Raw genomic sequence first — 11,451 nt, forward strand, 5'->3', positions numbered from 1 at the left:
TCCTCCTCAGATCTCGGTGTACTGCGAGTTGTTCTCGGCGCTGCGCTGCACGGCTTCGAGGACCTGCTGGACCTGCAGGCCGTCGGCGAAGCTCGGCGAGGGGTCGCGCCCGTCGGCGATCGCGCCCAGGAACTCCTGCAGCTCGTGCACGAACGGGTGGTCGTAGCCCAGGCCGTGCCCGGCCGGCCACCAGTTCGCCACGCCGGGGTGCTCGGGTTCGGTCGCCAGGATCCGGCGGAAACCGTTCTCGGCCGCGGGGATCGAACCGTCGAAGAAGTGCAGCTCGTTCATGGACTCGAAGTCGAACGCGATCGAGCCCTTCGACCCGTTGACCTCGATCCGCATGCCGTTCTTGCGGCCGGTCGCCATGCGGGTGGCCTCGAACGTCATGAGCGCGCCGCCGTCACCGCGGCCGAAGAACACCGCCGCGTCGTCGACGGTCACGTCGCCGTACTCGCTGGAGGCCTCCGCGCCCAGGCCGGTGTTCGCGCCGGTGCGGGTCGCCTCCAGCGGGCGGCGCTTGACGAACGTCTCGACCGTGCCGGAGACGCCGGTGAGGCGCTGGCCGGTGATGAACTGCGCGGCGTCGATGATGTGCGAGCCGATGTCGCCCAGCGCGCCCGCGCCGGAGCGGTCCTTCTGCAGCCGCCAGGTCAGCGGGAAGTCGGGGTCGACGATCCAGTCCTGCAGGTAGACCGCGCGCACCTGGCGCACCTCGCCGAGGCGGCCGGCGTCGACGAGCTGCTTGGCCAGCCCGATCGCGGGGACCTGGCGGTAGTTGAACGCCACCATCGACCGCACGCCCTGCGCGGCGGCGGCCTGCGCGGCCTCGGTCATGCGCTGCGCCTCCTCGACCGTCTTGGCCAGGGGCTTCTCGCAGATGACGTGCTTGCCGGCCTGCAGGGCCGCGATGGCGATCTCGGCGTGCGAGTCGCCCGGGGTGAGGATGTCGATGACCTGGACGTCGTCGCGCTCGATCAGGGAGCGCCAGTCGTCGACGCCCTCCTCCCAGCCGAACTGGGTGGCCGCGGCCTGCGCGCGGGAGGCGTCCCGGCCGGCGAGGGCGACGCGCCGGGTGCGGAACCGCGGGGTCCCGACGTGGTCGACCGAGCGCCACGCGTGCGAGTGCACCGCGCCCATGAAGGAGTGGCCGACGACGGCGACCCCGAGTTCCGGCAGTGCGTTCTGGTCAGCGGACATGCTGGCTGGTCCTCCCGGGGACTTCGTCGTCGGTGGCTGTGCTGGTGCGGATCGTACTGACCGGTTCAGGCCGGTGGAACCGGCGGGGTGGGGCCCGGCAGCGGGTCCCGGACGGAGCGGCGGCGGGTGATCGAGGCCGGCACGGACCGCACCTGCGCCTCGCCGGAGTTCCCCTCGAGGAGCCCGAACAACCAGGCCATGGCCTGGCGGGACACGTCGCGCGGGTGGGTGGAGACGGCCGTGACGGGCACGGGGAAACCCGTCGCGTCGGCGTCGGTGGCCAGGGCGACCAGGTCGAGGTCGGTGCCCGGCTGCAGACCGGCGGAGCGGACGGCGTGCACGACCCGGGTCAGCTCGGTGGTGACCAGCAGGGAGCGGTGGCCCGCCGCGAGGACGTCCTGCACCTGCGCCTCGACGCGGTCGCGCTCGACCGGGACCCAGTCCAGCGCGACGCCCTGCGCGGCAGCGGCCTCCTGCGCCGCCCGGCGGAACCGGGGGACGTAGTTCAGGTCGCGCTCGGTGGCCTCCGGGCCCCAGCCGAGCACCGCGACGCGGCGGCCGGCGGCGAGCTCGGTGACCAGCAGGCGCGCCCCGGCCTCGAAGTCGAAGTCGATGCAGTGCAGGCCGTCGGCGTCGGCGGGGAACCCGATGAACAGGGTGGGGACGCGCAGGTCGCGGGCGATCGCGGCCCGCGGGTCGGCGGTGCGGACCTCCATCACGACGATGGCGTCGCACAGGGCGCCGCCGGCGACCCGCCGCAGCCCGTCCCCACCCTCCTCGGCCGTGACGAGCAGGACGTCGTGGTCGTGCTGGCGCGCCGCGAGGGTGATCTCCTCGATGAACGCCATGAGCCCGGCCGCCCCGAGGGTGGAGTCGAACGGCACGACGACGGCGATGACCTGGGTGCGCTGGCTGGCCAGCGCCCGGGCGCCCGCGTTCGGCTGGTAGGTGAGCTGGTCGATGGCGTCCTGGACGAGGCGGCGGGTCTTCTCCGAGATCGGCCGCTTGCCGCTCATGACGTAGGAGACCGTGGACTGCGAGACGCCGGCGACGCGTGCCACGTCCTTGCTCGTCACGGTCCGGCCGTTCGCTGCCCGGGCCACGTCGCCTCCCCCCGCCGTCGCTGCGCGTCGATGCGCATCGACGCCTCCGGACGGTAGTCCACCCCCACCCGCCCCCACAACCCCTCTCCCACCACGCTCGAGGCACACCTCCCGCCCCCGCGACGCGGCGCGTCGGGGCGGGAGGTGTGCCTCCGGCGGGAGGGGGTCGTCTCAGACCGGTGCGGCGGGCAGCGGCGGGTCGAAGGTCTCCGGCAGGGCCCGCAGCGCCCGGACCATCGCCGCCGTCCCGTCGAACTGGAAACCCAGCTGGGTGGCGTACGCGGCGCAGGCCTCCACCTTGGCGTCGAGCTCCTCCTCGGTCGGGTACCGGGGGTCGCCGGCGGGGGTGTCCGCCCCGGCGCGCAGGACGTAGGGGGTGTCCGCCCACCGGGCCAGGGGCAGACCCCTGTCGCGCGCGAGGGCGTCCACGGCGGTCCGCACGTGGCGGTGGTCAACGTGGTCGCCGAGGGCCTGGGGCCCCAGCAGCAGGTCCACCGCACCCGTGGGGCGTGCGTCGAGGAACGCCGCCAGAGCCCGCCCCACGGCGTCCGGGCACCCCTCGTCCCCGGCAGCGACGGGCCCGAAGAGCGCTGCGGCGCTGTGGTACCCGCGGTGCGGTGCCTCCAGCAGGGGCAGGTGGACGCCCCCCACGCCGAGGACGGCGGTGGCCGCGTCGTCCTCGGCCCGGCGCAGGGCCATGTAGTCGGCGTCCTCGGGCAGGCCCTTGTCGGTCTGGCAGGCCAGGGCGAAACCCGTCGGGTCCGCCACGCTGCCGGTGAAGACGGTGAGCACCACGACCTCGGCCCCCGCGGCCGCCAGCCCGGTCAGCAGCCCCCCGGCGGAGAACACCGCGTCGTCCAGGTGCGGGGAGACGGCGAGGACCCGCGCGGGACCGGTTCCGGCGCGGTTCACAGCAGGTGGGGCGTCACGAGGAACCGGCAGTCCGCGTCGGCGGTCGTCGGTTCCACGCCCCGGCCCGTGCTGGTGGGTCGCTCGGCGGGCGGGACCTGCGTCCACGAGGTGTCCGGGGGCGTGCCCACGAGCCGGTCGTAGACGGCTTCCACGCGCTCCGTCAGGGCCGGCCAGGACCACACGTCGCGCACCTCGGTCAGCGCCTGCTGGGCGAGCTTCGGGCCCAGCGCCGGGTCGTCGAGGAGCCTGCGCAGGGCGTCGACCAGACCCGCGACGTCGCCGACGTCGTGGAGCAGACCGTTCTCGCCGTCGCGGACGCAGTCCACGACCCCCACCGTGCGGGTGGTGACGACGGGGAGCCCGGCGGCCATCGCCTCCAGGATCGTGTTGGAGAAACCCTCGGACTGGGTCGGGGAGACGAACGCGTGGGCGTCGCGGTAGACGGCGGGCGCGCCGGTGTACGGGACGTAGCCCCGCCGCTCCACGACGTCGTCCAGCCCGAGTTCGGCGGTGAGTTCGTCGACCGCGGTGACGTCGGGACCGATCCCGGACACCAGCAGCCGCACGTCGCGGCCCTCCGCGCGCAGCGCCGCGAGGGCGTGCAGGAGGTCGAGGACGCCCTTGCGGCGGTCGATGCGGCCGTGGAAGAGCAGCGTCACCGGCGCGTCCAGGGGCAGCACGCCCACGGCGGCCTCGTCGGCGGGGGTGAAGGCCCGCGTGTCGGTGGCCCCACCCACCAGGTCGAACCGCTCCGGGTCCGTGCCGTGGTGCTCGACGACCTCGTCGGCGAACGTCCGGGAACCGATGAGCACCGCCCCGGCGCGGTCCAGGACCGTCCGGATCCCGACGGAGTGGGCGGGGCAGCACAACCCGACCCAGTGCCCGTCGCCGCCCTGGACGCTGACCACCGAGGGCAGGCCGAGCGCGGCGGACGCCTCCAGGACGGCCATGCCGGTGGGCCAGGCGTACTGGGCGTGCAGCAGGTCGAACGGTTCCTCGGCGTGCAGGCGTTCCACGGTCTCGCGCATGGCGGCGATGTCCGCGTCGAAGTCGGCGGGCAGTCCCTCGCCCGAGCGCTGCTCGCCGAACGCCTCCAGCCCGACGGCGCGCACGCCGGCCGGGACCCGGTCCGCGGGCGGCGGGCCCCCGCCGTAGACGGCGCTGCCGGCGGGGTCGCCCCGGAACTGCGAGACGAGGACGACGTCGTGACCGCGGGCCACCAGCCCCTCCATCAGCTTCTCCGCGTACACGCTCATGCCCGACACGGCGGGCCAGTAGCGGCGGGAGACGAGGCAGATCCTCATGCGGTCCATCCGTTCTCGCGGGCCACGGCGGCCGCGTGCAGTGCCGGTTCGCGGTACAGCGGGTACAGCTCGCCCAGGACCCGGTCGAGCGCGGCGCGGTCCAGCCACGCCGGGCCGCCGACGCGCTCGCGGGCGGCGTCGGTGAGGTGGACGGGGACCGCGGTGGCGGGGACCCCTGCCTCGCCGGGAGTCCCCAGGCCGACGATCGCGTGCAGCCCGGTCCGGCCGTCCCCGCGCGCCAGCAGGTCGGCCAGCCCGCGTTCGCCGATGCGCCCGTAGCTGACGATCTCGACCTCCAGGCCGGGCACGACGACCCGGGCCACGGCGACGCCGTCGTGCGAGCAGTCCAGCACGAGGACGTCGAAACCCTCCGCGCGCAGCAACCCGACGAGGTGGGCGCACAGGGCCTGCTGCTCGTCGGCGCCTTCGGGGGCGCTCCAGGTGGGCAGGGTGTCGAACCGGCGGCGGCTGCGCTCGGCCAGCACGACCGGTTCGAGCAGCGCCCGCAGCCCGGCGGCGTCGCGCTCCAGCCAGCCCAGCATCCCGCGCAGCGCCCGCTGCTCCTGGGTGGCGGGGTCGGCGGCGTAGCGGTCGACGTACCCCTCGGGGCTGATGGCGCGCACGGCGTCGAGGTCGCCGTGCGTGAACGCCTTGCGGGAGCGGGCCGCGGCGAACTCCAGGACGGCCTTGCGCAGCGCCACCTCCCGGTCGGGGTGGGCGGCCTCGCCGGCGGCGGTCACCATGACGGGTTGCAGGGGGTTCTCGTCGGCGCCGACGACGGTGACGTTGACGATCCCCCACCAGTCGTTGGCGAGCTTGGGCACGACGCGCACGCCCTGCGCGCGCAGCTTGGCCAGCGCCTCGCGCGTCACGGGGTCCTGCACGAGTTCGTCCCCGGGTCCGAGGTCGAGGACGACGCCGGTGTCCAGGGCGCGGAACCGGGTGCCGTTGCCGTCGCGCTGCAGGAGTTCACCGATGCCGTGGGCCACGGCCCGTTCCAGGCTGTCCCCGGCGCCCAGGCCGTTGCCGTGGCGGGTCACCAGGCGCGGCAGGTCGTCGACTAACCCGGGGGGCAGTTCGTCGGCGTCGCGCAGCACGACGTCGGCCGGGGCCCACACCCGCTCCCCGGTCCCCCAGCGCTGCAGCGGCAGCCAGTTCAGCGGCGCGTCGGGGGCGTAGGGGGCCCCGGCGTCCAGGCACACCGCCGGCGGGTCCAGCACGGCGTCCGCGCCGAACTCGGCGACGAGGTCGGCGCGGGTGCCCCGGCGGTGCTCGAGGGTGGCGACGGTGCGGCGCAGCAGCGCCAGCTCCGCCGACTCGCCCCAGCTGGAGCGGCGCGCGTCGGCGTCGGTCGCGCCGTAACCGTGGCCGATGGCCGCCGCGCCGGACGCGCCGGTCGCCGCGATCGTCCACCAGGAGGGGATCCCCACGGTGTCGAGGCGGTAGGTGGGGAACTGGAACCGGTCGCGCTCGCCGAGGGCGGCGCGGAACGCGTCGGTGGCGCGGTGGTCGTCCCCCTCCTCGACGGGGTGGTCGACGGTCAGGGGGTGGGTGGTCTTCACGCGAGCACCGTCACCTTCGTCGTGAGCAGGTCCATCGGGACGGGCGCCGCCGACGGGGGGTTGGTGAGCATGTGGTCCACCAGGGCCGTGACGTGCCGGGTCGTCACGCCGCGCGCGAACTCGAAGGGGCTGAAGACGGTGTCGAACTCCAGCGCGCCCACGATCTCGCGCATGCTGCGCAGTTCGGCCCGCGACAGCGGGATCTGCGCGTGGAACGCCTTGTGGGCGCTCAGCGCCACGGCGTTCCCGTGCTCGTCGAGGTCGATCTTCAGGGAGTCGCCGCAGAAGAACAGACCGCGGCCGGCGTCGTGCAGCACGCTGTGCCCGGGGAAGTGCCCACCCGTGCGGTGCAGCGTGATCCCGGGCGCCAGTTCCGTCCGGTCGTCGGCGGGCCAGGTGACGCGGAACGCCTTGGTCCAGGTGAGGTCGTGGACCCCGACGGAGACCACGGGCGGGTCGAGCTCGTCCTGCAACTGCCACAGGCCGCCGAAACCGTGCACGTGGCTGGAGGCCAGGACGCGCAGGCCCCCGCGACGGCGCAGTTCGGCCAGCGCGTCGGCGGAGTACCACGGGGCGGCCTCGAAACCGAGCAGACCCTCGGCGGTCTCCAGCACCCAGCCGTGCGACCCGAGCCCCACGACCGGGTCGCACCAGAACTCGGTGACACCCGGCACGGCCTCGCGCCAGGACGTGGTGACGAGCTCGTCGACCTCGGTCTCGCGCAGGAACTCGAACCCGTCGACGGGCAGTTCGTTGCGGACGTCGGAGCACACCGGGCACGACGGCGGCGGGGTGTGCGCGAACCAGCGCTGCCAGTGCCCGCAGTTCGTGCACGAGTACGCCCGGTGCTGACGGTGGGCGCGGGTTGGCAGCGGGGCGAGTTCGGCGGCGCGGACCCCGCGCAGCGCGTGGGAGTCGTCCGGACCGGTCATCGTGCAACCTCCAAGGGGTCAGGCTTCCTGAGCGGCGAGGACGGGGTCGGGACGGGACCCGGTGACGCCGGCGCCGAGGGCGTCGTGCAGCAGGTTCAGCAGGCGCAGGTCGCGCGACATCGGGAAGCGCCACGGCACCCCGCCGGTGACCGCGGCCTCCAGGGCGCGCAGTTCCCCGGTGAACGGCGAGGTGGTGGTGTCGAACTCCAGGTCGCGGGACTCTCCCGTGACGGCGTCGATGAACTCCACGCGGCCGCCGGCGTCCTGCCCCATGGTGTCGTTCGCGACGAGCTGGCCCGCGGTGCCGACGATCTCGAGCCGGCGGCGCGGCAGGGTCTCGACGGTGTTGAACGAGTTCGAGATCGTCACCAGCACCCCCGAGGGGGTGGAGCCGACCAGGACGGAACCGTCGTCGACGGCGTAGTCGTGGACGCGGTGCTGCACGTGGGTGGTGGCCGTGACCACGTCCTCACCCAGCAGGGTGCCGACGAGGTCCAGCCCGTGCGGGGCGAGGTCGACGTAGGCCCCGCCACCGGCCCGCACGGGGTCGACGCGCCAGTTGTCGCCCGTGGTGCTGCCGGGCGGCGCCCACCCGGGCGGCAACCAGCACGCGTAGACGATGCGCACGGCGGTCACGGTGCCGAGGTCGCCGCGGGCGATCAGCCGCGCCATCAGCTCGTGGGCGGGGTGGAACCGCTGGTCGAAGGCCGTCGCGGCCACCACCCCGGCGCGTTCGCACCCGGCGACCAGCGCCGCGGCGTCGTCCAGGGCGGCGGCCAGCGGTTTCTCGCACAGGACCGCCAGCCCGGCGTCGGCCGCGGCGAGGGCGACCTCGCGGTGAGCGTGGTTCGGCGTGGCGACGTAGACGACCTGCGCGCCGGGAACGGCGAACGCCGCCGTCAGGTCGTCGTGGGCCTCGGCCCCGGGGAAGCGCGCCGCGAGGGCGCGGGCCGCCTGCAGGTCCCGGTCGACGACCGCGACGACCCGGCTGGTGGTGGAGGCGGCCAGCGCGGGCGCCATGTGGTCGCGGGCCACCCAGCCCGCGCCCGCGATGACCCACCCGGTGCGGGGGTCCTCGGCCCGGTGCTCGGTCTGCTCCTCGGGAGTGGTCAACTGCGCTCCTTCGTCGGGGTGCTCAACGCACCGGGATGCCCGCGCCGGCCAGGACGTCGAGCTGGAACCGCTGGACGGTCCCGGGGTGGACGATGTCCAGGTCGTCGAGGGCCTGGGCGGCGGTGAACGCCGCCGCGCGGGCGTGGTGGTGGACCTGCAGGACGCGGTCCAGGACGTCGGCGGTGTTGAAGACCCGCCCCACGGCGGTCTCCGTGGTCTCGCGCTGCGGCAGCAGCACCCGCAGGCGCTCCGCGAGGCCCTGCGGCACCTGCTGCAGGGACCGCTGTTCCAGCACCGCCAGCACGCGCAGGTAGTGCTCGCCCAGCAGGACCTCGCCTCCGAAGCCGGCGTCGGGCAGGTCGCCGTTGGGCAGGTGGTGGGCCAGCGCGACGAGGAACGCCTCGCCCCGGCCCACGCCGAAGCGCGGCGCGACCAGCGCGGAGTACACCGCGGTCACGAAGCAGTGGTCGCCGTGGCTCTCAGGGGGTTCGACGACGACGCGCGGCAGGACCGGGTGGGTGGCCCCCGCCCGCGGCTGGCGGACCAGGGCGTCGACGAAGGGCGGTGCGGCCGGGAGGAGGTCCTCCGCGAACGGGTCGGGGTCCAGGGCGGCGCGCAGGTCGGCGAGGTCGCCGAAACCACCTTCGGCGGTCGCGGTGACGGCGTCGAAGGCGCGCTGCAGCACGAGCAGGCGCTCACCCCGGTCCAGGCCGGCCAGGGCCAGGACACCGGCGTCGACCCCGGCGAGACGGGCCGCGACGAGCGCGTGGGCGACCTCGCGCAGCGCCAGGGCCAGGACGCGGTCGGTGGACCAGTCCCGCAGGAGGACGCGCCAGGAACGCACGAACGCGCGGTCGGCCAGGGAACCCGGGCCACGGGCGTCCCGCAGGCGCTTCACGTCCGCCACCTCCCGCAGGAGCTGCAGCGTGCGGGGTTCCACCACGGGACCCGCCTCGGGACGGGGGTTTGCGGTGTCGGGTCCCGCTAGAACGGGCGGCGGGGAGGTCATCGACGAGTTCGAGCGACTGCGCTCGGCACGGTGAACGGCACGACGTCACTGTGCCTCCCTCCCCGGAGGTCCGCACACCGGACCGGACGCCCCGTGACGATCCTCACGTGGGGAGGTTCAGGGAGCGCTCCCGGCCGGACCGTGCCTATCGTCGACGAGCGCAGCCGCGGGAACGCTGCCACGCTGACCCGATCCTTCCCTCCCCCGCGACCCATCGCGATCACGAGGAGCACCCGTGCCCGAAACATCCCTGCCGTCGCCGACCTCGCACGCCCGGCTGGCCTACAACGCCAACGGTTTGCGCTCGGTCAGCCTCGACGACGCCGTCCGCACGCTGGCCGACCGCGGGTACGACGGCATCGAACTCTCGCTCAACGCCCAGCACGTCGACCCGTGGACGTTCTCCGCCGCCGACGCGGCCCACCTCCGCGAAACCCTCGCGGAGACCGGCATGGTCGCCTGCAGCCTGGCCACCGGCGACCCGCACCTGCTGAGCGAGCACGCCTTCGAACCCGCGCTGGTGGATCCCGACCCCGCCGAACGCGCCCGCCGGCTGGACCTGCTGCAGCGCGGCGTGCGCACCGGGGTCCTCATCGGGGTTCCGCTCGTGGTGTTCTCCACCGGCAAACGGCGTCCGGAGGTCAGCGAGGCGCAGGCCGACGCGTGGCTGGACGAGGCCCTGGCCGTGCTGCTCGACACGCTGCACGAAACCCTCGACGCCGCCGGGCTCCCCCGCGGCAGCACGGTCCTGGCCATCGAACCCGAACCTGGTTTCCACTGCCGGACGAACGCCGACGTCGCCGCGGTGCTGGAACGGACCGGGAGCACGGACCTGTGGCTGAGCCAGGACCTCGGCCACTGCGTCGTCGAGGAGGAGGACGCCCTGGGTTCGCTCGCCCGTCACCTGCCGGTGACCCGTCACCTGCAGGTCGAGGACATCGCCGGCAGGGTGCACGCGCACCTCGTCCCCGGCGACGGCGACGTCGACTTCGACGCCGTCGGCCGGGTGCTGGCCGACGGGTACGACGGCTGGATCAGCGTGGAGCTGTACGACCACGACCCCGTGCACCGCGAGGCCGCCCGGCGCAGCGAGGAGTTCCTCCGCGACCGCTTCCCGTCGCTGACGCGCTCGTCGGACGCGATCGACCTGACGGTTCTCGAGGAGCGGAGCACCACGGCCGTCCACTGAGGTGGACCGTCCTGCCCGCCTCACCCGGGAAGCCCGTGGAACCTCCCGGGTGGGGCACCCGTCCGCCTGGACGGGTCAGTTCAGGTGGTGGACCCGCCGGTACTCCAGGGCGTAGGCGAGCTTGCCGGGCTTGTCGGCGGAGTACGGCTGGCTGAGCTTGGCGAACTCGCCCTTCGTGGCGGCCTTGCCGTCGTTCCACTCCTCCAGGGCCCCGAGCTCCTCGGCGGTGAACCCGCTGTCGACGACCTCGTCCCGGGGCAGCGCGGTCATCGCGCGCGTCACCGACTCCACGGTCGACAGGTAGCTCGGCAGGTCGTCCCGGTCCCACCCGCACAGGTCGACGCCGGAGGAGTCGCGGACCCAGCTGCCCCAGTAGAACTCCTGGAACGGCACCCCGCCGGCGGCGTAGCCGATGTCGCGGCCGAAGTAGAGCAGGCTGCGGTAGCGGTCGTCCTGGAAGTTCGCGAGCCCGATGCTGGTGGGCAGCTGGTCGACCTTAACGGCGCGGCCCTCGGGGTCCTTCAGGTAGACCCACTGGTGGGCCTGCACCAGCGCCCAGAAGTCCTTCTTCCCCAGCGTGCTGTAGTTCGCGACCACGCGCAGCCGGACGTGCAGGTCCGCACCGCCGTCGGGGGTCTCGTAGAACGAGGTCAGCGTGTGGTGCCCGTCGGTCAGGAACGGCTCCCCGCCGGGGCCGATGACGACGGTCTTCATGGGCGCCGTGCTGTCGGCCGTCTCCGCCCCGCGCGGGAGTTCGCACGTGAACGACGAGGGACGGTCCAGCCGGGCCCCGGGCGAGACGGTCGCGGCCTCGACGCGGCCGTCGGCCTCGCACCAGTCGTCGAACTTCTTGTTCACGGCGTCCTTGCCGAGCGTGTACCGGCCGAGCTTGTAGTAGACCTCGTCGTACCCGAGCGAGGGCTGGGTCGGGTGCACGTCGCCGATGCGGACGTCGAGCAGTTCGCCGATCGTGGCGCACACGTACTGCGACCAGTGGCCCTCGGCCTTGCAGACGGCAGGCTTCTTCTCGGCCGAGGCGGTGGCGGCCGGGGCCGTCAGGCCCAGGCCGACGCCGGCGGCGAGGACGGCGGCGAGGACGGTGCGCAGGGTTCTGCGGCGCATGGGTT

Annotated in this window: 10 protein-coding genes; 1 reads left to right on the plus strand and 9 read right to left on the minus strand. The window is 74.3% G+C overall.

Annotation, left to right across the window (positions count from 1 at the left end; all coding sequences use genetic code 11):
* Positions 1 to 6: 6 nt before the first annotated feature.
* The 8 genes from CLV37_RS14150 to CLV37_RS14185 all read right to left on the minus strand — a co-directional run bounded on the left by CLV37_RS14150 (position 7) and on the right by CLV37_RS14185 (position 9,066).
* On the minus strand, positions 7 to 1,200 hold the full coding sequence (locus tag CLV37_RS14150; RefSeq protein WP_106211467.1) for a Gfo/Idh/MocA family protein: 1,194 nt from the start codon (positions 1,198 to 1,200) through the stop codon (positions 7 to 9).
* Positions 1,201 to 1,265: 65 nt separating this feature from the next.
* A complete protein-coding gene (locus CLV37_RS14155) occupies positions 1,266 to 2,303 on the minus strand; it encodes a LacI family DNA-binding transcriptional regulator (RefSeq protein WP_170127268.1) in 1,038 nt (345 codons plus the stop codon).
* A gap of 171 nt (positions 2,304 to 2,474) precedes the next feature.
* Positions 2,475 to 3,215, minus strand: a complete 741-nt coding sequence (locus CLV37_RS14160; RefSeq protein WP_106211472.1) for a PIG-L deacetylase family protein — start codon at positions 3,213 to 3,215, stop codon at positions 2,475 to 2,477.
* A complete protein-coding gene (locus CLV37_RS14165) occupies positions 3,212 to 4,519 on the minus strand; it encodes a glycosyltransferase family 4 protein (RefSeq protein ID WP_106211954.1) in 1,308 nt (435 codons plus the stop codon). The genes CLV37_RS14160 and CLV37_RS14165 overlap by 4 nt, the downstream gene beginning before the upstream one ends.
* A complete protein-coding gene (locus tag CLV37_RS14170) occupies positions 4,516 to 6,081 on the minus strand; it encodes a YcaO-like family protein (RefSeq protein ID WP_106211474.1) in 1,566 nt (521 codons plus the stop codon). The genes CLV37_RS14165 and CLV37_RS14170 overlap by 4 nt, the downstream gene beginning before the upstream one ends.
* Positions 6,078 to 7,013, minus strand: coding sequence for an MBL fold metallo-hydrolase (locus CLV37_RS14175; RefSeq protein ID WP_106211476.1), 936 nt, complete (start codon positions 7,011 to 7,013; stop codon positions 6,078 to 6,080). The genes CLV37_RS14170 and CLV37_RS14175 overlap by 4 nt, the downstream gene beginning before the upstream one ends.
* Positions 7,014 to 7,031: 18 nt before the next feature.
* The gene (locus CLV37_RS14180) at positions 7,032 to 8,126 is read right to left on the minus strand and encodes a Gfo/Idh/MocA family protein (protein ID WP_106211478.1); all 1,095 of its coding nucleotides are present in this window, start codon (positions 8,124 to 8,126) and stop codon (positions 7,032 to 7,034) included.
* Positions 8,127 to 8,148: 22 nt separating this feature from the next.
* Positions 8,149 to 9,066 carry an HD domain-containing protein gene (locus CLV37_RS14185; RefSeq protein ID WP_211298650.1) on the minus strand — a complete coding sequence of 306 codons (918 nt, stop codon included), beginning with the start codon at positions 9,064 to 9,066 and terminating at the stop codon, positions 8,149 to 8,151.
* 304 nt (positions 9,067 to 9,370) lie between these two features.
* On the opposite strand from CLV37_RS14185, the gene CLV37_RS14190 reads away from it, so the two are divergent.
* Positions 9,371 to 10,324 carry a sugar phosphate isomerase/epimerase family protein gene (locus CLV37_RS14190; RefSeq protein WP_211298651.1) on the plus strand — a complete coding sequence of 318 codons (954 nt, stop codon included), beginning with the start codon at positions 9,371 to 9,373 and terminating at the stop codon, positions 10,322 to 10,324.
* A 75-nt stretch (positions 10,325 to 10,399) separates the two neighbouring features.
* On the opposite strand, the gene CLV37_RS14195 is transcribed toward CLV37_RS14190, so the two are convergent.
* The gene (locus CLV37_RS14195) at positions 10,400 to 11,446 is read right to left on the minus strand and encodes a ParB/Srx family N-terminal domain-containing protein (protein ID WP_106211482.1); all 1,047 of its coding nucleotides are present in this window, start codon (positions 11,444 to 11,446) and stop codon (positions 10,400 to 10,402) included.
* Positions 11,447 to 11,451 lie beyond the last annotated feature (5 nt).

The organism is Kineococcus rhizosphaerae (genome assembly GCF_003002055.1).
GTDB lineage: Bacteria > Actinomycetota > Actinomycetes > Actinomycetales > Kineococcaceae > Kineococcus > Kineococcus rhizosphaerae.